24 protein-coding genes are annotated in these 20,341 nt (G+C 54.1%); 11 read left to right on the top strand and 13 right to left on the bottom strand.

The window, feature by feature from the left end; all coding sequences use genetic code 11:
* Nucleotides 1-24: 24 nt before the first annotated feature.
* A complete protein-coding gene (locus NST44_RS12200) occupies nt 25-336 on the top strand; it encodes a YtpI family protein (protein WP_210094376.1) in 312 nt (103 codons plus the stop codon).
* Between the two features lie 226 nt (nt 337-562).
* On the opposite strand, the gene NST44_RS12195 is transcribed toward NST44_RS12200, so the two are convergent.
* A complete protein-coding gene (locus tag NST44_RS12195; protein ID WP_007127394.1) occupies nt 563-1,897 on the bottom strand; it encodes a DRTGG domain-containing protein in 1,335 nt (444 codons plus the stop codon).
* Nucleotides 1,898-2,022: 125 nt separating this feature from the next.
* Here NST44_RS12195 and NST44_RS12190 point away from each other — a divergent pair, with 125 nt between their 5' ends.
* A complete protein-coding gene (locus NST44_RS12190) occupies nt 2,023-2,241 on the top strand; it encodes a hypothetical protein (protein ID WP_340899619.1) in 219 nt (72 codons plus the stop codon).
* A 98-nt stretch (nt 2,242-2,339) separates the two neighbouring features.
* On the opposite strand, the gene NST44_RS12185 is transcribed toward NST44_RS12190, so the two are convergent.
* The 3 genes from NST44_RS12185 to NST44_RS12175 all read right to left on the bottom strand — a co-directional run bounded on the left by NST44_RS12185 (nt 2,340) and on the right by NST44_RS12175 (nt 4,329).
* Nucleotides 2,340-2,627 carry a hypothetical protein gene (locus tag NST44_RS12185; RefSeq protein ID WP_007127393.1) on the bottom strand — a complete coding sequence of 96 codons (288 nt, stop codon included), beginning with the start codon at nt 2,625-2,627 and terminating at the stop codon, nt 2,340-2,342.
* Between the two features lie 116 nt (nt 2,628-2,743).
* Complete coding sequence (locus tag NST44_RS12180) at nt 2,744-3,091, bottom strand: YlbF family regulator (RefSeq protein ID WP_007127392.1); 348 nt, start codon at nt 3,089-3,091, stop codon at nt 2,744-2,746.
* A gap of 71 nt (nt 3,092-3,162) precedes the next feature.
* Nucleotides 3,163-4,329: a DUF445 domain-containing protein gene (locus tag NST44_RS12175; RefSeq protein ID WP_213613651.1), complete on the bottom strand. Its 1,167-nt coding sequence runs from the start codon at nt 4,327-4,329 to the stop codon at nt 3,163-3,165.
* A 138-nt stretch (nt 4,330-4,467) separates the two neighbouring features.
* Between NST44_RS12175 and NST44_RS12170 the strand changes: the two genes are divergently transcribed.
* Genes NST44_RS12170 through NST44_RS12145 form a run of 6 tightly spaced genes read left to right on the top strand, consistent with a single transcriptional unit; the run spans nt 4,468 to nt 11,169 of the window.
* Nucleotides 4,468-5,856 (top strand): YheC/YheD family endospore coat-associated protein, encoded by a 1,389-nt coding sequence (locus NST44_RS12170; RefSeq protein WP_034272224.1) that lies wholly within the window; start codon nt 4,468-4,470, stop codon nt 5,854-5,856.
* A gap of 12 nt (nt 5,857-5,868) precedes the next feature.
* Nucleotides 5,869-7,014 carry a YheC/YheD family endospore coat-associated protein gene (locus tag NST44_RS12165; protein ID WP_007127389.1) on the top strand — a complete coding sequence of 382 codons (1,146 nt, stop codon included), beginning with the start codon at nt 5,869-5,871 and terminating at the stop codon, nt 7,012-7,014.
* The gene (locus tag NST44_RS12160) at nt 7,011-8,384 is read left to right on the top strand and encodes a YheC/YheD family endospore coat-associated protein (RefSeq protein ID WP_007127388.1); all 1,374 of its coding nucleotides are present in this window, start codon (nt 7,011-7,013) and stop codon (nt 8,382-8,384) included. The genes NST44_RS12165 and NST44_RS12160 overlap by 4 nt, the downstream gene beginning before the upstream one ends.
* Nucleotides 8,381-9,490: a YheC/YheD family endospore coat-associated protein gene (locus tag NST44_RS12155; RefSeq protein ID WP_340899613.1), complete on the top strand. Its 1,110-nt coding sequence runs from the start codon at nt 8,381-8,383 to the stop codon at nt 9,488-9,490. Before NST44_RS12160 ends, NST44_RS12155 begins: the two co-directional genes overlap by 4 nt.
* Nucleotides 9,491-9,537: 47 nt before the next feature.
* Nucleotides 9,538-10,029 (top strand): GNAT family N-acetyltransferase, encoded by a 492-nt coding sequence (locus tag NST44_RS12150; RefSeq protein WP_340899610.1) that lies wholly within the window; start codon nt 9,538-9,540, stop codon nt 10,027-10,029.
* Between the two features lie 24 nt (nt 10,030-10,053).
* On the top strand, nt 10,054-11,169 hold the full coding sequence (locus NST44_RS12145) for a YheC/YheD family endospore coat-associated protein (protein WP_340899608.1): 1,116 nt from the start codon (nt 10,054-10,056) through the stop codon (nt 11,167-11,169).
* A 103-nt stretch (nt 11,170-11,272) separates the two neighbouring features.
* On the opposite strand, the gene NST44_RS12140 is transcribed toward NST44_RS12145, so the two are convergent.
* Nucleotides 11,273-11,959, bottom strand: a complete 687-nt coding sequence (locus NST44_RS12140; RefSeq protein WP_007127384.1) for an HAD family hydrolase — start codon at nt 11,957-11,959, stop codon at nt 11,273-11,275.
* Between the two features lie 159 nt (nt 11,960-12,118).
* Here NST44_RS12140 and NST44_RS12135 point away from each other — a divergent pair, with 159 nt between their 5' ends.
* Nucleotides 12,119-12,406, top strand: a complete 288-nt coding sequence (locus NST44_RS12135) for a hypothetical protein (RefSeq protein ID WP_232239207.1) — start codon at nt 12,119-12,121, stop codon at nt 12,404-12,406.
* Nucleotides 12,407-12,424: 18 nt separating this feature from the next.
* Here the strand turns inward: NST44_RS12135 and NST44_RS12130 are convergent, their stop codons facing one another.
* Together NST44_RS12130 and NST44_RS12125 are read right to left on the bottom strand one after the other, a co-directional pair.
* Nucleotides 12,425-12,628, bottom strand: a complete 204-nt coding sequence (locus NST44_RS12130) for a DUF5957 family protein (RefSeq protein ID WP_028403860.1) — start codon at nt 12,626-12,628, stop codon at nt 12,425-12,427.
* Nucleotides 12,625-13,029: a DUF6220 domain-containing protein gene (locus NST44_RS12125; RefSeq protein WP_340899604.1), complete on the bottom strand. Its 405-nt coding sequence runs from the start codon at nt 13,027-13,029 to the stop codon at nt 12,625-12,627. Before NST44_RS12125 ends, NST44_RS12130 begins: the two co-directional genes overlap by 4 nt.
* A 186-nt stretch (nt 13,030-13,215) precedes the next feature.
* Here NST44_RS12125 and NST44_RS12120 point away from each other — a divergent pair, with 186 nt between their 5' ends.
* Complete coding sequence (locus tag NST44_RS12120; RefSeq protein WP_007127380.1) at nt 13,216-13,902, top strand: response regulator; 687 nt, start codon at nt 13,216-13,218, stop codon at nt 13,900-13,902.
* The gene (locus NST44_RS12115; RefSeq protein ID WP_340899601.1) at nt 13,899-15,254 is read left to right on the top strand and encodes a sensor histidine kinase; all 1,356 of its coding nucleotides are present in this window, start codon (nt 13,899-13,901) and stop codon (nt 15,252-15,254) included. The genes NST44_RS12120 and NST44_RS12115 overlap by 4 nt, the downstream gene beginning before the upstream one ends.
* A gap of 154 nt (nt 15,255-15,408) precedes the next feature.
* Here the strand turns inward: NST44_RS12115 and NST44_RS12110 are convergent, their stop codons facing one another.
* The 6 genes from NST44_RS12110 to yfkAB form a co-directional block, all read right to left on the bottom strand.
* Entirely contained in the window at nt 15,409-15,978 is a 570-nt protein-coding gene (locus tag NST44_RS12110) for a manganese catalase family protein (RefSeq protein WP_007127378.1), read from the bottom strand.
* Between the two features lie 96 nt (nt 15,979-16,074).
* Nucleotides 16,075-16,350 carry a spore coat protein CotJB gene (locus tag NST44_RS12105; protein ID WP_007127377.1) on the bottom strand — a complete coding sequence of 92 codons (276 nt, stop codon included), beginning with the start codon at nt 16,348-16,350 and terminating at the stop codon, nt 16,075-16,077.
* A gap of 6 nt (nt 16,351-16,356) precedes the next feature.
* A complete protein-coding gene (locus NST44_RS12100; protein WP_007127376.1) occupies nt 16,357-16,578 on the bottom strand; it encodes a spore coat associated protein CotJA in 222 nt (73 codons plus the stop codon).
* A gap of 158 nt (nt 16,579-16,736) precedes the next feature.
* Entirely contained in the window at nt 16,737-17,768 is a 1,032-nt protein-coding gene (ytvI, locus tag NST44_RS12095; RefSeq protein WP_007127375.1) for a sporulation integral membrane protein YtvI, read from the bottom strand.
* 36 nt (nt 17,769-17,804) lie between these two features.
* A complete protein-coding gene (locus NST44_RS12090) occupies nt 17,805-19,127 on the bottom strand; it encodes a hemolysin family protein (RefSeq protein WP_028403857.1) in 1,323 nt (440 codons plus the stop codon).
* Nucleotides 19,128-19,151: 24 nt separating this feature from the next.
* Nucleotides 19,152-20,291 (bottom strand): radical SAM/CxCxxxxC motif protein YfkAB, encoded by a 1,140-nt coding sequence (gene yfkAB / locus NST44_RS12085; RefSeq protein ID WP_007127373.1) that lies wholly within the window; start codon nt 20,289-20,291, stop codon nt 19,152-19,154.
* Nucleotides 20,292-20,341: the final 50 nt, after the last annotated feature.

Genomic DNA, 20,341 nt, shown 5'->3' with positions numbered 1-20,341 from the left:
GTGAACCAAAAAAGGAGCTTTTCCATGATAACCGTTATCCGTTATGCCCTGTTCATCATCCTGGTGCTGTCCGTCATCGCCGCCGCGCTGTACAGCATTCGGGCCCGGCGCGTTGCCGATCCGGCCGACCGCGGCTTCCATATGGCCATGATGAATCTGTACATGGGCATTATGCTCATCTCGCTGTCGCTCGTCTGCATGTTCCTGTTCAGGGGATCGACCCCGGCCGTCATCGTCGAAGCGGCGTTTTTGGTGCTCGGCGCCTTTAACCTTTTTGCCGGAATCCGAAGCCGGTCCTATTACAGCAGATTGAGGAAAGCACGCGCCGAAGGCTGATGGCCGTGTAGCCTAGTATATCCCACCGCAAGCCAGGCAGCTTCTACACATGCTTGACCTGCTTGTACATCAATAAGGGCATCCCGAAGGTTGATTTAACCTGCGAGATGCCCTTTTGCTGCTTCCACTCTCCCGAATGTTTCCGTACGCCGCCGGTTCATTAGCCTTTCCTGCCAGCGATCGTATAGCTTTCTTATCCGTGCTTTCCTATACGCGATCCTTTTTCCTATCCGTGATCAATCGCTTGCATCGTCATGACCGCCTTGGCGATCGTACTGGACTGGTGCTGGATTTCAACCTCCATCTTGCACGTTTTGCGGCTGATCTCCAGCAGCTTCGGCATAATTAGAATCGGATCCTCGATCTGGACCGGCCGGAGGAAATACGTGGACAGATGATCCAGGACGTAATCCCAGCCGCTGATATCTTTAGCAGCCTTGACGGCAGCTTGACTCATCACCGTCGTCAGCACTCCTTGCGAAATCGTACCCAGATCCGTCGCCATCTGGGGCGTAATGAAACCGTGGAAGAACAGATGTCCTTCCTCATCCCGGTCCTCCGCAATGCCGTTCCAGATCAGCTGATCGAACGTCTCGCCGAGCTGAGGCTGGTTTCGCGCATCACGGAGCGCGCCGAGCACCTCCTTGCGGGTGACCGTGGCAATTAGCTTGCGGTTTTTGTCCACGATCGGCAGAAAATCGATGCCTTCCCACATCATGATCTGGGCGGCCGATGCAAGCGACGTTTTCATGCCGGCTGTCACCGGATTTCGCGTCATCGCCTTCTCGATCGGCTGCGTGTCCGCCATGCCTTCAACGTCCCGAACCCCGACAATGCCGATCACCCGGTTCCACTCATCCGTGACCGGATAGCGGTTCTGGCCCGTTTCCTGCGTGATCCGTTTAAACTCCTTCACGGTCACTGAGTTTTTCAGCTGATGGTTTCTCGGCTTTTCCAAAGCGATGTCTTCAACCAGCATGATTTTTTTCTTGATTAACCGGTCGAAAATAGCGCGATTGATCATCGAGGCTACGGTAAAGGTATCATGCCGGGAGGAAATGATCGGCAGGTCCAGCTGATCCGCCAGCTGCTTGACCTCACGGCTCGTTCCGAACCCGCCGGTAATCAGCACCCCTGCCCCCTGTTCCAGTGCAAGGGAGTGGGCGTCCTCCCGGTTGCCGACAATCATCAGGCTTCCGGCATCGATATATCGGATCATCGCCTCCACCTTCATGGCGCCGATCACGTATTTGTGCAGGCTTTTGTTCAGGCCCTGTGCGCCGCCGAGGACGTGGCCTTCCACAATTTCCACCACATCGGCGAAGGTCAGCTGCTCGGAAATGTTCCGGGGCTTGCGCTCGACGCGAACGGTGCCGATTCTCTCCTTCGTGACCACGATCCCAAGGCTCTCCGCCTCTTTCACCGCCCGATAGGCGGTCCCTTCGCTCACGCCCATCTCTTTGGCCAGCCGGCGAACGGAAATTTTACTTCCGATCTTCAGGCTTTCAATATGTTGAACCAGCTGCTCATGCTTGGTAATCGTATCATCACGTGCGTTCAACTGTTATACCCCCTAGTCCCTATCTGTATCATACTGTATCTATTATATCACGGGTGCAGCCTAAACATAACTAGGTGTATAACATAATCGCAAGGCTTTACCATGCGATTTCCGGGAGGTTTGTCATGCTGCCGGAAACCATGCCCTCCATTTTTTCGCGGCATTCCGAACCGGAACGGCTGCTTGCCTTTGCAGCAGTCAACGTTGCAAGACGACAGCCTCGGTTGCGTGTGTGGCGTTTTGACATGATCGCATGTGCTCAGGATACATATCGTCGCGGCAAACGCTTCGCAACGCACAAAAAAACTCCCCTGCCGGAGCAAAGCATGCCAAATGCATCGTAACACCGTACAGGGGAGTTCTTTTCATTTTTTTGTTCAACGGTCGTCGATTGCAGTCCTCAAAGCCCGCAAGTTCCCGCCAGGCTGACCGCTTCTGCGGCTTAATTGGCTTCCTGGCCCTTTTGCTCCTCCGGCCATTTCAGCTCCCACTGCCGCATCTTCTCCTTGCGGATCTCGTCAAGCGCCTTCTGCTTCGCTTCATCAACGCCGATCAGGTAATACAGATGCGAGGCGATGACAAGCAGGGCGAACCCGGCCCAAACCGCGCCGAACAGAGATACCCATGAGAACCCTCCGGAGAACGAAATGCTGGGAAGGGCGTATACAAGCATGCCGAGTGCTATCAGCAGATACGCCGTGTGCTTGAATTTGTTTCTCTTCTTTTTCATGGACGTTTCGCAGCTCCTCTACTCTTGAAATCTATATTCCTACTCTATGAGGAGAAGCTGCGATTTATGAGACAAGTTTTCAGTTTTTTTCGAGGATTCGCAAAAAACGGATCGGCTCAGGCTTGATTCGGGGCGTACAAATGCGCCAGGCTGTCCGAAATGATCTTGTTTACATCCTCGATGATGATGCTCAGGCGCCGCTCCGCATCGAAGAGGCGGCGGATGTTCAGATTCAAGCTCAGCACCTCGAACGACTTCTCCATCTTCTCCATTTCGTCCTGCGACGGCATATCGCCGGACATCATGCGCTGCTGCATCTCCATTTGCCGCTGGCGGAAATCATCCAGCATCCGCTTGCTGTCAGGGTCTGCCTCCACCAGCTTCATCGCTGCCGTAATCTCCTGGACCTCCTGGCTTTCCTTCATCGCTTTTGCCAAATCATGCGCTTTATCATAAATATTCATGTTCGATTCCCTCCAAATAAATGGCGGTCTATTCACCGCCTAAAGATTCGCATTGCTTACTTGCCGATTCCTTACCTCCAGAGCATCGTCAGCAGCGATTGAAACAACCCGATGAATCCGCCAAGGAGGACCCCCAGCCAAGTAATCGCCCGGAATTCCCGCCCGGATACGCTGAGAATGACCTGCTCCAGCCGTTCGACGGGAAATTTCTGCACCTGCTCTTGAACGAGCTGCGGAAGATTCACCGCCTTCATCGCTACCGGAATACTGCGCTCGAGGAACCGGAGCCCTTTATCCAATAAGCCCGGCAGCACTGCTTCAATTGCCGGCATTCGCGGGCCGATGATCGTAGCCAGGCGCAGCTGCCCCAGCCGCTCGAGCCATTCGGACCATGGCAGGCTCTCATCCAGTCTGCGGCTGATCAAGGCTAAGCCGGGTTCACCCGCAGCCTGTTCGATCAGCTCGCCAAGCGGCATTTCTCCGTATTCCGCCAGCTTCCTTGCGATCATGTCCGCTACCGCCTCGCGGACCTTCTCGCTCTCCAGCTGTTGAATGAGCATGGGCGTCAGCTTCTGCACCATCTTCTCCTCATCTACGAAGATCGCTGCCATGGTACCGAGAAAACCGCCGGCTTTATCCATTAAGGATGAAGCCATTTTAGTCAGCATGCGCTGGCCTTCGGCTGACATCAGCGTACTCCCAAGCTCCTTCAGCACGATATCGGCCGCCTTTTCGCCCCAGCCTTCCAATGTTTCCTTCGACCAGCCGGGAATCAGCGTCTTCAGCGGCTTCTCATGCAGCCTATACTCCTGCCAGACCGCAGCCGCTCCCTTGGCCGTCAGTCTGCGAGCGGCCTGCTCCGCCCGAAGCTTGAGCTCCTCCCATTCCTCCGCGCTCCATACCTTCAGCGCCAATTCGTGAATGCTGTCCTCCGAGCCGTTCCATTCCTGAAGCTTACGGTTGATTGCCTCCTCAACCTTGCCGCGGAATGCCGGCTTGCGGATAAATTCCTGCAGGCCTTCGCTGGTCACGAGATAATCCGAGACCACATATCCTAGCGATTCGGCGATTTCATCCTTCCGCTTCGGAATCAGTCCCGGGGTGAAGGGCAGGCGGCGGCCCAGAAAGGTGACCTCTTTGCGCGGGTGAAACAGCATTTTGATCGCAAAGTGGTTCGTGATGCCGCCGACGAATGCAGCGACCCCCACGTTCACCAAAATAAACAGCCAGTTCGGCATTTCCTACACTCCTTTTTCACGAGCAGTACAATCACCAAGGGATATATGTCCTCATATGATGCATTACATGCAAATGATCAGATGAAGTCTTCGTCTGTTCACCTAGACATCCAGTTGTTTGTCGGAAGGAGATCCAAGATGTCCAAATCGAAATCCATGTCCCGCACCAGAACCACGATATCGCTGATCCATTCAGCCGGGCTGCCGGAGAACGATATCAAGCTGGGGGACCGGCTTATTAGACAGCTCCGAATTCCAACAGATGCACCGATACAGCTTGCTTTCGGCTCCTTCAAGCAGGAAATACGCGTCAGTCCGGGAGGAAAATCCAAGTCGCTTCGCCTGAACCCTACGTTATTCAACAAATCCGGACTTCTTCCAAGCTCCTTCATGAGTGTCAAGTACTTCCCCGCGGAAAGAATACTGAGGCTCGGTCCGCTTATCGGCGTCATGGTCAGCCGCTATCAGCCGGATGACCCCGCCAAACCGTTCGGATCGATCTCTTCCTTCTGCCTGGAAATGGTAAACGCCTGCAAAAAGCTGGGCGCTTATGTGTACTTTTTCACCCCTGACATGATCGGTACCAACCCTTCCACACTCGAAGCCGTTTCCTATCATGATGGTTGGAAAAAGGTAACCGTTCCGGCTCCTGACGTCATCAATAACCGGCTGTCTACCCGCAAACTGGAGAACAGTCCTAGCGTACAGCATTTTATGAGAGAAGTAAAATCGCGATTCGGGACACATATCTTCAATGAAAAGTTCCTGGATAAATCCGATGTCTTCGAGGCGCTTGCACCTGACCCGAAGCTGCAAAAATATTTACCTGAATCCTATTTGCTCGGCGGCTACTCGATGCTCAAAAAAATGTGCAACGCTTATCAGACTGTCTTCCTCAAACCGGTTCGGGGAAGCCTTGGCAAAGGAATTATTCGGATTACCCGCTTAGGGAACGGCACCTATCAGACGATGACCACCTCCCTTGAAGGGATCAGTAAACACTCCTACTCCTCGCTTTCCAAGCTGTTCCGCAGCTTATCCGGCAAAATTAAAAAAACGCGTTACCAGATCCAGCAGGGGCTGGATCTGATCCGAATCAATCGCCGCAATGTCGATTTCCGGGCACTTGTCCACAAAGACAAAAGCGGAAAATGGGCGGTTACTTCCGTCGTCGCGCGCATTGCGGGCGGCAATCATTTTGTCTCCAACCTTGCCCGGGGCGGCACATTATCCCCCGTTAAGGATGCGCTGGCGATGAGCGGCATCCCGCAATCACTGAAGCAGACCGCGCCCGCCAGAATGAACAGGGCGGCTCTTGACATCGCCAACGGATTAGAGGCGGCGCTCCCGTACCACTTCGGAGAGCTGGGCATCGATCTGGCGATTGATACGAAAGGGCAGATTTGGCTGCTGGAGGTCAATTCCAAGCCCTCCAAAAGCGAGAACGCTCCGCTGAGCGCCACCTCCAAGGTAAGGCCCTCGGCCGTCCGCCTTGTTCAATACTGTCAATACTTGACGGGCTTTTAAAAGGAGAAACCTATGTCTTCTAGCATAAACGGCACCATCGGTGTCATGGTATGCCGCAGACCGGGCTCGCCTCCCTTTGCCGAGAAGCATTATTTACGGGAACTCAGCTTGGCAGCGGAGAAGCTCGGAATGAAGGTATTTGTTTTTTGTCCGGATGAGGACGCCGGCCTTCCGCTTGCTCAGGCCGCCGGCAACCGGGCAGTCAGCATCAAGGGCTACCGCTTCCATCCGGGCGACGGCTGGATCAGCGGAAGCTTCCCGCTGCCTGACGTCATTTATGACCGTTGCCTGCACGGCAGCGGCCAAGAATCGGCAGCCGCCGGCGAATGGATCAGCCGATTGTTGCAGCAGGGATCCAAACTATGGTCACGCGGATTGCCGGGCAAGGCGAAGGTGCATCAGCTGCTCAAGCGCTCCCCATTGCTGAGGCCTCATTTGCCGGCAACGATCCGTTATACCGGAGCCGATTCGCTAAGCAGAGCTCTGCTTGCGCTGAACGGCAGCATCTTTATGAAGCCCAGTGGAGGCTCCCATGGGCGCCATTCATTATATATATCCTTGAAAGAGAACCATACCGCCTTGCTGCAAGGAAGAGATCGAAGCAATACGATATTCCGGCAGACCATTCCGGCACAGGAGCTGAACACCTGGGTGAGAAGCTTTACCGGAAGGCGCAGGTTTATCATTCAACCCTACCTGCAGCTTCATAACCAAGACGGGAACCCCTTTGACGTCCGGTCACTCGTTCAAAAAAATGACCGGGGCATCTGGTCCATAACGGGCATTGCGGTTCGCCAAGGCGCCGAGCAAGGAATGACCTCCAACCTACATGGAGGCGGCACAGCCTATCCGGCCCTTCCTTATCTAATATCCGAATTCGGTGAAGAGAAGGCGCGGGCGATTATGGACACCATCCGGAATTTGTCCGCCCGGATTCCCCCTCTTCTTGAGGAAGGCTTCGGCCGGCTTGGAGAGCTCGGGATCGATTTCGGGGTGGATACCCGGGGGAAGGTGTGGATCCTTGAGGCAAATTCCAAGCCGGGCCGGCGCGCATTCGTGCTGACAGGGGATTCCAAGGCCGCCCGGCGGTCCGTCGAACATCCGATTCAATATGCCCGTTATTTATTGCTTCGACAACTTAGGAGGGTAAATACATGAGTTTGAATTTCGGTAATATTCATTTCTCGCAGCAGCCCGAAAAAGTCGTCTTTTTGTCCGGTTCCTTAATGAAAAGTTTGGGGCTCTCGAGCAGGAAAACGATCAGGCTCCGCATCGGCACCGACTCGGTGAACGCGGTGGTGAAGCCGATTGACCGATCGGGAAAGCATATCTATGTGAGTGCCGGCACGCGGAACAATCTCCATGTACCGAGGTCCGGGCCGGTCTATATCCATTCACCGCGCGACGGAGAAGTCGAGCTCGGCCCGGTGGTCGGCGTGCTGTCCGACGGCCCTCACAATCCTTCCAATCCCTTCGGTGCCCGCACCTCGTATATCCGCCAGCTTCTGCGGGAGGGCAACAAGAAGGTGTTCGTATATGCCTTCACCCCGCGGGACATCAATTGGCAGCGAAATACCGTGCAGGGCTATATGCTGGGCACGGGCGGCGGCTTTGTCCGTAAAACGGTGCCGCTGCCGGATGTTGTTTATAACCGGCTTCCAAGCCGAAAAACCGACTTTTCGCCCTTTACCAATCAATTAAGAGACCGGTTCCTCAAACGGAATATCAAATTCTTCAATTGGTGCTTCTTTAATAAATCCGATATCTATTCAAAGCTGGACGGCGACGTGCAGGCCGGCAAATATTTGCCAGAAACCTATAACAATCCGAGCCCGGAGCGGATCAAGGATATGATGGAGCGCCATCATTTCGTTTACTACAAGCCGTCCGCCGGCAGCCTGGGCCTTGGCATTTACCGCTTAACCTATCTCCCGAAAAAGGGATATTACGCCAGATACCACGGCAACGGCGGCAATACGCTGCTAAAGTTTCCGAGCTTCGGCAGCCTGATGCGGATGCTTCAATCCAAGCACGGGTCCAAGCTGAAGAGCTACGTGATCCAGCAGGGAATCCGGCTGATCGAAATCGACGGCTGCCCGATCGATTTCCGGTTCCATATGCATAAAAACGGCAGAAACCGCTGGACCCCTGTCGGGATTGGAGCCAAGAAAGCGGGAAGAGGCAGCGTGACGACGCATATCAAAAACGGCGGCTCCCTGCTGACCCCGGAGCAAGCGCTCTCCCGAGCCTTCGGTTCAAAAGCGAATGAAGTGCTTGAACGGGCCAAAGAAGCATCGATTGCCATGTCGGAGGCTATTGAAAACCACCACGCTCATCTGCTGGGTGAAATCGGATTTGATATCGGGATTGATGACAGCGGGAAAATATGGATGTTTGAAGCGAATTCCAAGCCGGGCAGATCGATCTTCAATCATCCTGCGCTCAAGGGAGAAGGCAGAGCGTCGGTTGATCATGTGATGGAGTACAGTATGCATCTGGCCGGATTTCACAGGGGGAATGACTCGTGACCAGTCGACTTGAAGGAGATGGGAAACCGGTCGTAGCGATACTGACCATGCATGATCCGCAGAACCTGTTCAGGGGCAACCGTCAGAACTTTCAAGAAATCATCAAGACCGGCAGAGATATGGGCTTTCTGGTCTATGTCATGACCGTGCGTGATCTCAAGCTTCAGTCCCCGACAGTTAAAGGCTATATGTTCAACAGCGCCGATCAATCCTGGGAGCAGAAGCTATGTCCTCTGCCCCAGGTCATTTATAATCGGATTCCCAACCGCGACGACGAAGCTCTTCCATGGGTACGGCGAAAAATCAAGGAGATCCAGCAGCATCCGCGAATCGACCTCTACAATCCGTACTTCTTCAATAAGTGGCGGCTGTTCTCATGGCTGAACAAATCGCGCCTGACCAAGCAATGGACGCCGCTCACCAAACGTCTCAAAGGATTCCCCACGCTGCATGAGATGATCCGGAGAAAGCCCTATCTGTATCTGAAGCCGGAGGACGGCAAGGCCGGGCAAGGCATCATGAGCGTACGATTCCAGAAAAACCGCCCGCTCCCTTACCGCATCCAGATTCAAAACCACAAGAACAGCACGACCTACAAGGCAGCCTCCATCGAGCGGCTGTGGAACCGGATCTATCAAGAAACGAAGGGAAGCTCGTATCTGATCCAGCAGGGCATCGAGCTTGCACAGGTGCACGGCCGGGCATTCGATCTGCGCATACTCGTCCAGAAGACGGAGTCCGGCAATTGGGCTGTAACCGGAATCGGCGCCCGCATGGCCGGCGCCAAGAGCATTACCACCCATGTTCCGCGCGGAGGAACGATTGAGGACCCCGAGAAGCTGCTGCCGATCGTATTCGGCCAGGAGCAGGCCGAAACGATCCTGGGCGAAGTCCGTAAAGCCGCCCTGCATATCGCTAGGCAAATCGAAAAATGCTCCGGCTATGCACATGGCGAAATGTCCATGGACCTGGGCATCGACAGCGACGGCATCCTCTGGTTCTTCGAAGCCAACTCAAGACCGATGAAGTTTGATGAGCCTGCCATTCGCAAAAAATCGCTGGAGCGAATATTCCAGTACTCCAGCTATCTAATCAATCAACGATAGGTCCGGTTCGCCGGACCAATCGGCGATTCCACGAAAGGAGGGATCATGTGGAGATCACGCAGCTCTCAATCTCGCGCCCGGATGAATGGCCGTATGTCCGGCAGCAGTGCCGGGACTTTTTCCGGCGATACGGCAATAAGCGTTTAACCCTCACCGGCGTTCAGCGCCTCAGCTCGCTGACCTACGAACAATTGAAGAAGCCCGGCACCTCCATCATCGCCGCCACCGTTCGCGGCGATGTGGGCAGCATTCCGATCGGGATGTGTTATGCAGAGGATTACGGGGAGAGCGCCTGTCTGATTGCCGTTCATCCGCTCTACCGAAGCAGAGGAATCGGTTCTTCCCTGATCCGCTCTCAGCTGAGCCGGCTCGGGCGGCTTCGCTGCAAGGTGGCCGCCGACCATATCGCAAGCCTCAAAATATGCTTTCAGGCAGGGCTCCAAGCGACTGAAATCGAACTCGGCCCCACCGGCAAGCCTACGCTGGTTATGAACGGAGTCATGGGCGCTCCCTCAAGTTCCTTTCGCTGTGATGTCTGAATCTATTCAAGAAGGTGAATTTTTGTGTCCAAACCTGTCTTAGGAATCATGACGCTTTACCTCGATGACCGAAAAAGACTGGAAGAGCGGCATATCTACGAGCATATGATCAAGGAAGGGAAATCGCTCGGGCTCGATCTATTTGTGTTCACCCCCGCGGACGTCAATTCGGCGCAAGGCTTGATCAACGCCATGGAATATGATCCAACATCCCGCAGGTGGGGCCGCAGATGGCGGCCGTTTCCGCATATGATCTTCGACCGATGCCGTATTCAAAAAAGCGCCCGCTTCCAGCAGCTGCTGCGGTTCCGCGCGCGCTACAGGCATCTGCTGTTTCTCAATCGGCCCCTTCGGAACAAATGGACCATTCATCAGATTTTATATACGAAGAAGCGTTTCCGCCCGCATCTGCCGGATACGCGGATCGTACAGAGCGTGAATGACGTCCACCGAATGCTGAAGGAACATGATACGGTCTATTTTAAACCGATCAACGGCACCGGCGGACGCGGCATACTGAAGATTTCCCACATTCCCGGGGTCCCCGGCACCTATGAAGTCCGCGGCCGTAACGCCAACCGCACCATCATCAAGCCGAAGCGGATGCCCTCAGGTTTTCTTGGCCAATACTTGTCAGGCTGGGGCGTGAAGGACCGATACCTGGTTCAGGAGGGACTCCATCTGGAGCTCCCGGACGGCCGGGTGCATGACTACCGGATGCTCGTTCAGAAAAACGGATCCGGCCAGTGGGAAGTGACCGGCTGCGTCGGGCGCGTCGGGCCGCCAAAAAGCGTAACCTCCAATCTGCACGGCGGCGGCCGTGCCGCCATGATGGAGGAGCTGCTGGAGAAGTGGATCTCGGATCCGGCCAAACGGCTCAAGGTCCGGGAGGATGCCGGTCAGCTGGGAGTGGACATCGCGCAATTTCTCGACGGTCAGTACGGGGGACTGTGCGAGATCGCCCTCGATTTGGCGGTCGATAAATCGGGCAGAGTCCTTCTGATCGAGGTCAACCCGAAGCCTTCCCGGGAAGTGTTCTCGCAGGTCGGAGATCTGGAAGCTTACCGCGTATCCATCGTGAGACCGCTTGAATATGCGCTGTATGTATACAACCACAGAAAAGCGGCAAAGAATGCTTAACCGGATATCATGCGGACATTGAGCAATAGCAGAACGGCAAAAAGGCTGTTGTCCAAGAAGACTCTCTTGGAAACAGCCTTTTTGTTTCGATTCATCGTCCGTCTTACTCCGCCTGATCGTGCAGACGGAGCAGCTGTGAGAACGAATGGATGACAACATCCGCTCCCTTTAGCTCCTGATCCGCTCCGAATCCGGCATAGTGACAGCCGATGACCGTCTGTCCGTTCTCCTTGCCTGCCTCAACATCGGATGAACGGTCGCCGACCATCCAAGCATGTCCGATGTCATGCTGATCGAGCAGCAGTTTAACAAGGTCGACCTTCGTCGATGTTTGATGCTCGCCTGCACTGTATATTCCTTCAAAAAGCGGCATGATTCCTCTTGCTTCGGCAATGCCTTTCACATAATGCTCCAGTCCGTTGCTGGCCACGAACAGCCGGACGCCGCGGCGGTGCAGCTCCTCCAGCGTTTCCTTAACGCCAGGGTACAGAACCGCGGCCTCATTCTCCAAGCCTTCAAGCTCCAGCTGAAGCAGCAGCTCGTCCGCCCTCCGGTGAGCCTCCGGCGTACCGCTTGGCAGGACTTTCTTCCAAATATCCGGAAGGAGCATCCCCAGGCAGCTGAGCATGAGCTCCTCATCCGGCGTTTCGCCTTCGTAATGGCCCTCTTCACGCAAAATGTCGAACAGCTTGTGATAGGCGGGCAGCAAAAGCGTCTCCGTTTGGAACAGGGTTCCGTCCATGTCGAAAATCATCGCTTCCGGTTTGATCAACGTTGCGGTTTTTTCCAAGTCTGGTCCTTCCTTTCACTCCTATGATTTGTCTCTGTCTCCCCTCATCATAAAGGAAGGCATTCTCAACTGCAAACGACATTTCTTGCGCACGGCATAAAAAAATCGTAACTACAAAGGACTTGTTGTGGTTATAACCTATAGAGGAATAACGAAAGGATGAAGAAGATGTCCTTGCCGAACGAATCTTCCCAGACCCAGCACATTCACAATCTGGAATCGGAGCTGCTGAAGGAGCTTAGCCGCTACGAACAAGACGAACAGGCCGCCATCTTGAAGAAGATGATCAGCCGTCTTCGCAAAGAACGTTATATCCGCAGTCCTCTGCAGGTTGTAGGCGAGATGGTTCGAACCCCGTTCATCTGGCTCCTGATGACTGCTGGGATCGCACTCCCTCTGCTGGTGTATGCTTTGCTGGTATGGGTGTCGCTTGCTGTAGAGGGATGACCCCCTTCGTTTGCCGATTCATTTCTTCCTGCCCGGCTGCCAGACCATGACGGTGACTGCACACAGAATCGATGTAATCATCGGCAGAAAGCCCAGCCCTCGAGGCAGGTGCATATCGCTTTCGAAGAGCAGGCTGCCGGCAATCGCAATCATATGATTCAATGCGGCACCTCCTGCAAACCCGCAAGCCAAGGCCATGATTAGAAGCGGAAAGCCTCTCATGTCCCGGTCTCCTTCCCCCTTCGCAGGCTTCGTCTGGCAGCGCGAGCCGTCTCTACCGAAAGCCAGAACATGAAGATCGCCATGACAGGGTGCAATGCCCCTGCTGCCGGAACATTGGCCGTGAAATACTGTGCGAAAACGAGCAAAAGCAGCGCCAGCGAGCTCCACTTGTAACGAGCCGCCATGCTCCCCGCGAATCCGGCGATCAGCATGAGCAGCGGCACGATCTCAAAGATATGAACAAACATGACATGGCTTCTCCACATCGATCCATCACGAAACAGCGCCAGACCTGCAAGCAAGGTTTGAACCGCGATACAGACCGTAAGCAGCCAGGCCAATCCGACGAACGTCCCGCCAAAGAAGGTCTCCCTTCCCTTTGAAACCACTTTTTCCTTCATCATCCTGCTCCTTTTCTTGATCATCGGTATGATTCATGCCATCATCCTATCACCGTCATGTTGCGAACCTGTGACGATCCGTTGCGGGTTGCGTGAAATTTTCCAAAGTCGGCTGGAAACCGTATATAATGGGGGAAAATCAAGGTTACGCCTACCATTGGCTCAACATAGGAGGGGAAACGCACAATGTCGCACACGCTGCTGCTCGTGGATGACGAACGCAAGGTTATCGAGTTTATGGAGCCCTTCCTCCGCCAGGAGGGATTTCGGATTATAACGGCTGCCTCCGGGAAAGAAGCGCTTGACAAAGCCAAGCAGTTTAAGCCGTCCCTGGTCATCCTGGACTGGATGCTGCCGGAAATGAGCGGGATCGAGGTATGCCGGGAGCTTCGAAAAACGAGCCGGGTCGGTATTATTATGGTGACGGCCCGGATCGAGGAGACGGATAAATTGATCGGGCTGGAGGTCGGCGCAGACGATTATGTGACGAAGCCGTTTTCCTTACGGGAGCTTGCGGCCAGAATTCGATCGGTGCTGCGCCGAATGGATCAGCAGGACATGGTGCATGAAGACAAGCTGGTACGGGGAGAGCTCACAATCTCGGAATCCTCGTGCCGCGTGTGGAAGGGCGGAAGGGAGCTGCAACTGACGCCGACCGAGTTCAAAATATTGCTTACCCTCGCTGCAAGGCCGGAGGTCGTATACAGCAGACTGCAGCTGCTGCAAGCGGCAGGTGAAGATGACATCTACAATGACGAGCGAACCGCGGATGCCCATATCAGCCGGATTCGTAAAAAGATCGAGGATGACCCGGCAGCCCCCGTCTATATTAAAACCGTATACGGATTCGGCTATCGGTTTGAGCAGCCATGAGCGCAGGACGTAAAATCTTCTTCGTCATTGCTTCGTTCATCGTAGGGATGAGCGCGGTATTCGTGATGCTGACCTATATCGTAATACGCGACTCCATGGACGTGATGCTGCAGCTTTCCCGCAAGGAGGAGCTCTTGGAAATATCGGAGAGCCTGACACGTTACTATACAGAGAACGGGGGGAGCTTCGCCGGTGTAGAGACCGAGGCAAGCGCGCAGGAGCCCGTGCGGAAAACCGGTCACCAGGAAAGCATTCTGCTCGTATCGCCGGACCAAACCTTACTGCTTCACCAAGGGACAGCCCAGCCAAAACTGATCCGGAACCTGGGCGTCATGCGGGAGCTTACGGCCGACGGAAAGCTCATCGGGAAGCTCTATTACTATGATACGGATGTGGCCAATCTGACCAAGCTGCGGATCGGTACGCCGACCTCCATCGCGATTTTGCTGGGAGGCGGCGCGCTCTTGTTCGTGCTGCTGTCACTCGGTGCAGCCTATTGGATATCCAGAAGGCTGACGTCGCCGCTTCGGGCGCTGATCCCGTTCATTGACCGCCTGGGCCAAGGCGAATACGGCATCCAGGCTCCGGTTGTCTCGAAGGATGAATACGGAAAGGTGGCGCTTGCCTTTAACGGCATGTCCTCCAAGCTGAAGCAGGCCGAGGTTGTCCGCCGCAATTTGGTTGCGGATGTCGCCCACGAGCTTCGCACCCCGCTGACCATCGTCCGCGGCAAGCTCGATCTTCTGCAGCAGTCCGGACAACCGATCGAGCCTACAGGCCTGCTTCCGGTTCAAGACGAGTTGATTCGACTGACCCGTCTGGTAGGTGATCTGCATCAGCTGTCCCTTGCGGAGGCAGGCAAGCTCCCGTTGGACGTGAAGCCTTGTGATATGACCAAGCTGCTGCAGCGGCTTATCGAACGGATCTCGCCCGAAACCGAGGACAAGGCTTTGGTTGTACGATTCACGAGCACTACGGCCAATACGACGGTTCCGGTCGATCCGAACCGGATCACCCAAGTATTTCTGAATCTTCTGATCAACGCGATCCGGTACACGCCAGAAGGCGGGGACATCTACGTTTCGCTTCATGAAGACGAGGACTCGAAGCGGCTTCGTATCGATATCCGGGATTCGGGCCCGGGGATTGACGAGGAACATCTTCCGTATCTCTTTAATCGCTTCTACCGTACCGACCAAGCGCGCGCCCGTCACCAGGGCGGCATGGGGCTGGGGCTTGCAATCGCCAAGGAGCTGGTTGACTCCCATGGCGGGGCCATCGAGGTGGAGAGCCGGCTCGGACGCGGGACGACATTCAAAGTCAGCTTGCCCTATCTCCACCCGGCCAGCTGACCGGATTGATTCAGTTGGGCTTTGAGACTGGTGGCATCGTCTAAGAAAATACCGCTAACGCTATGCACATGACAAAGACAGGCTGCATGAGGGGCATATTTGCCCTCCGGCCTGTCTTTTGCGTTCTGTTCATACCCTGCATGCAGCCCTATCCTCAGAAGATTTTCTTGGTCGCCCGGTCATCCTTAATGATTTCCACCGCTTCACGGAACCGGATCGAGTGGATAATTTCGCGCTCACGCAAAAATTTAAGACTGTCCTGCAAATCCACATCATCTGTCATATCGATGAGCCACTGATATGTAGCGCGCGCTTTCTCTTCCGCCGCAATATCCTCATACAAATCGGCGATCGGATCACCCTTGGCCTGAATATAGCTTGCGGTCCAAGGAACCCCGGCTGCGTTCTCATAGTACAGTGCATTGTCATGATTCGCATAGTGTGCGCCGAGACCTGCCGCCTCAAGCTCCTCCACGGTCGCATCCTTCGTCAGCTTGAACACCATCGCGGCAATCATCTCCAGATGGGCAAATTCCTCCGTCCCGATATCGTTGAGCAAGCCGATCACCTTATCCGGGATGGTATAACGCTGATTGAGATAACGCAGCGCCGCTGCAAGCTCTCCGTCCGCTCCTCCGTACTGTTCGATCAGAAATTTCGCCATTCTCGGATCGCATTTACTTACCCGCACCGGATATTGAAGCTTCTTCTCATATACCCACATGGACTCTTTTACGCCTCCTTCATTAGCTCTACGCGTTTCTACGGGCTGCATGCAACAATCGGCACACCATCGGCTGCAGCCCGTTGGTATACCCTCCTACACCTGCCAAGGCCATGGCCCTTGAGCCCATTCGAACGGATATTTGGAGTAAGCACGGCCAAAATTCTGGAGTGGTCCGTACAACTCCTGGAAATGCTTCGCGAGGATCGTTCGCTCCTGTGTCAGCTTATTGAACTGTTCAATGCTTTTAAGATCATCAGGATGGGTGTCTAGGTACAGGTTCAGCTCGACAAGGACAAAGTCCAATGCCTGCAGCTGCTCCAGCAATTCGTAGTACTTCGGATCTCCGGCCTGAGGTCTTCCATCAGTCACGGCCTTTCACTCTCCTTTAAATTTACGTGATGTGTACGGACTGTACAGTGCGGGCCACAGCGTTCCATGCCTTAACGCCTCGGCAGGACTGAACTGCGGCAGGCCCGGCGGTTGAAAGACAATAAATTGATTGACCGGCACGACATACGTTCTGTACGGTTTGGGGGGGCAAGGATCAAACGGGGAATGGAATACGGAATATACACGCTCCTCTGGATTTGCCTTCAAAGGGGATACCTCCTTCTCTATTTACGGTAGCGGTTCTTCTTATAGGGTTCTTCGTAATTAACATATGTCAATCGCCCAGAAAATGAACTTCAAAATGACAAAAAAACCCTTCCCGCGAAAAATTACCGCGAAAAGGGTTGTCTATTGGTGCAGCTGTGTCAAAACTTGATTTTAATTTGGAACAAGCCGGCCTTGCGCATAGCGGCGTAAATAATGATAACGAGCGGGCCGATAAAGAACCCGATCACGCCGACCAGCTTAAAGCCGACATACATGCTGATCAGCGCAGGCAATGCGCCGATGCCCACGGCATCCCCGATCACCTTCGGCTCCAGTACCCGGCGAATGACCGTAATCAGGATAAATAGAAGGATAAGGCCGACTCCCGTAAAGATATCCCCCACGACAAGCTGGTAGATCGACCACGGCACCAAGACGGAGCCGACGCCGAGAATCGGAAGGATATCGACAATCGTAACCAGGAGCGCAATGGCGAGCGGGTAATTGATCCCCAGCACCAATAGTCCGAGCAATGTAATGACATATGTGAACAAGCTGAGGATAAGCTGTGCCCTTAAAAATCCGAAAATGGATTTTTTCAAGCTGAGCAGCACTTCATTCACCTGCGACTGGGACGACTCGTCAAACAGAGACAGTACTTTTTCGCGCATCGTGTCCAGGCTGTAGGCGAACATATACACAGCGACAAAAAATACGATGGACGTGACAAACAGATTCGGCAAGGACTTGGCGAAGGACAAAAAGGCCGAAGATACCGAGTTGACCAGCGACTGGACATAAGATGAAATATTCGACATAAACTGTGTCAGGCTGTCCGCCAGCCCTGGCGAAATGCCGTTTAACGCGTCCTGTGCTTGAATAATCGTATGCTGCAAAAACTCGTTCGCACTTTCAAAATATTGCGGTGCCCGGCTCCAATACTCGACGAGCTGGCTGAACACCTGCACTCCGATCAAATACGCGAGTGCAAGCAGGAGCAGCAGGAACAGCGTGCTTGTCACCGTCACTGCAGCCAGGCGCTTGAATCGAAGCCGATTGATCAGGAGCCGATTGAGCGGCTCCAGGGAAATCGCAATGACGATCGCCAGTAAAAACGGCGCTCCCACCGTAAACATACCGTACAATAACAAGAGCCCCAGCGCGATAAATATCAGCTGCTTAATCGACATAGTCCACTTCCTAATCCATAGAATCTAGCCGTGCTATCAGAGACTGCCCTCCGGCTTCTGATGAATAATGACTCGGGTTACGCGCAGACGGGTAGACTCCTCGACTTCAAACACAACGCCGTCAAACGTTGCTTTCCTCCCTACGACGGGGTTGCCTTCCAGCTCGTTGAACAGCCAACCGCCGATGGAGTCGATATTCTGCTCTTCAATCGAGAGCCCTGTCAAATCATTCACGTCCTCAATAAGCATGCGTCCATCTACGGAGATATAATGGTCATGCACTTCCACTTCCGGGCGCTCGTCCTCAAACTCATCATACAAGTCCCCGACGATCTCCTCAAGAATCTTCTCGGCGGTCAGAATCCCTGCCGTTCCTCCGTATTCATCCACGACAAGGGCCATCTGCTCGTGTCTGGCTTGCATTTGGCGCAGAACCTGGCTGATCTCCATCGACTCGGAAACGTCCATAATCGGTCGGACCAGCGCCGCAAGATTGCGCTGCTTGTCAGGCTCGGCCAGCAGAAGATCGGTAATGTGGACGAATCCGATAATGCGGTCCTTGTTGTCGGTTGCGACCGGATAGCGGGAATGTTTCGTCTCGGTGATAATTCGCAGATTTTCTTCTAGGGAGTAATTCGTGAACAGACAGATCATGTCGGTTCTTGGCAGCATGATTTCACGGGCCTTCAAATCGGAGAAATCGAACAGGTTGTCCATCAGCTGCATCTCATTCTGGTCGATAACGCCGCTCTTCGCGCTCTCGTTCATCAGGATGCGGATCTCTTCTTCCGAGTGCGCAGCCTCCGCCTCGCTGGCAGGCTCGATTCCGACCAGCTTCAAGATGCGGTTCGCCGATGCATTAAGCACCCAGATCACGGGCAAAAAGATCCGGTAAAACCAAAGCAGCGGCGCCGACAGAATCAGCGCAGTGCCTTCGGTTTTCTGAATGGCCAGCGATTTCGGCGCAAGCTCCCCTAATACAATATGCAGGAACGTGATGATGCAGAAGCCGACCGCAACCGAGATCGTGGTGATGACTCGTTCATCCGTAAACCCTATGCTGTGCATGATCGGGGCGACAAGAAGCTCCGATATCGCAGGCTCTCCGATCCATCCGAGACCCAGCGAGGTGAGCGTGATCCCCAGCTGCGTAGCCGACAGATAGGCGTCCAGCTTCTGATTGACCTTTAGCGCAAAGCCGGCAAGCCTGTTCCCTTCGCTTACGAGCTGGGTTAGCCGCGACTGCCGCATTTTGACTAATGAAAACTCGGCAGCCACGAACACGCCGTTCAGCAGTACTAGCAGTAATACCAAGAGCAAATTCAAAATCAGTTTCCCGACCTCAAATCCCTCTGTCATGATGATACGCCTTCTTTCCGGATTCTAGTTAGTCTTTGCTTTTCTGGACTTGAAGTCGACACCCCGGTAATACATGTCCGCCACCAGCAGGTTCGGCCCGCAGCAGCTTACCGCATCGCAATGGCAGTTTACGGTCTGATTCAGCGGGTGCCCCGTCGACCATGCTTCAAAGATGTCATCAAGCCTCTGTCCTTTAATATTACCAAAAGCCGGAATATCAGCAAAATCCGTCACGTATACGTCACCTGAGAATAAATTCACGTTTACCCGGTTGCGCCCGTCCGGATCGTTCCGGACCGTAACATTGCGCTCCGTGCGGAGACGTCGAAGCAATGCCTGATCATCCTCATCCGAGCTGCAAGCAAAGAACGGCAGCGTTCCGAACAGCATCCAAATGTCGGGATCGCGCGCGTCCAGCAAGCCGTGTATGGCTGCCTTCGTATCGGCCAGCGACAAGACCGGGAGCGAGGATGCAAAATTCGAAGCATACATCGGATGCACCTCATGCCGCTTGCAGCCCATCTCCTTGATCAGCTTGTGAATTCCGCCCAGCTTCTGATGGGTTCGATAGTTAATCATCGATTCGGCGGATATATACATCCCCGCATCACTCAGCTTCTCCGAATTAAGAAGCATCGTATCATACATACGATATGCTGTCTCCTTGGAGACCGGACGAGCGCTGTTTGCAAAACCGACCTCGTAGAAATCATCTCCGTTTAAGTAGTTGAAGGAGATATGCATGACATCCAGATAGGGCAGCATTTTTTCATATCTGCTGATATCCAGCGTCAGATTGGAGTTGATCTGCGTTCGGATCCCCCGTTCTCTCGCATATTTAAGGAGCGGCACGATCACATCATCCACCGTTTTGCCAAGAAAAGCCGGTTCGCCGCCTGTCAGGCTGATCGTCTGCAGATGCTCCACCTCATCCAGCCGCTTTAGCATCATATCGAGCGGCAGCATCGGCGCTTCCTTCATCACCAGCATATCCCCCACGGCACAGTGCTCGCACCGCATATTGCATAGATGGGTTACGGTCATTTCCACGCTGGTCAGCACATGCTTGCCATGCTGACGCAAGGATGTAATGGGATCCCACGGATCATAACTCGGCGAAATCGGCCTTAGGGCCGGTGGTGTTGGCTGTGCTGTATTACTCATGGTTTACTCACCTTATTTCTTTGAATTACCGGTTCAATCAGATACAACGT

Source organism: Paenibacillus sp. FSL W8-0919 (assembly GCF_038003785.1).
In the GTDB taxonomy this organism is placed as follows: Bacteria; Bacillota; Bacilli; order Paenibacillales; family Paenibacillaceae; genus Paenibacillus_AQ; species Paenibacillus_AQ lactis.
This window is presented reverse-complemented; position numbering and strand designations above follow the sequence as displayed.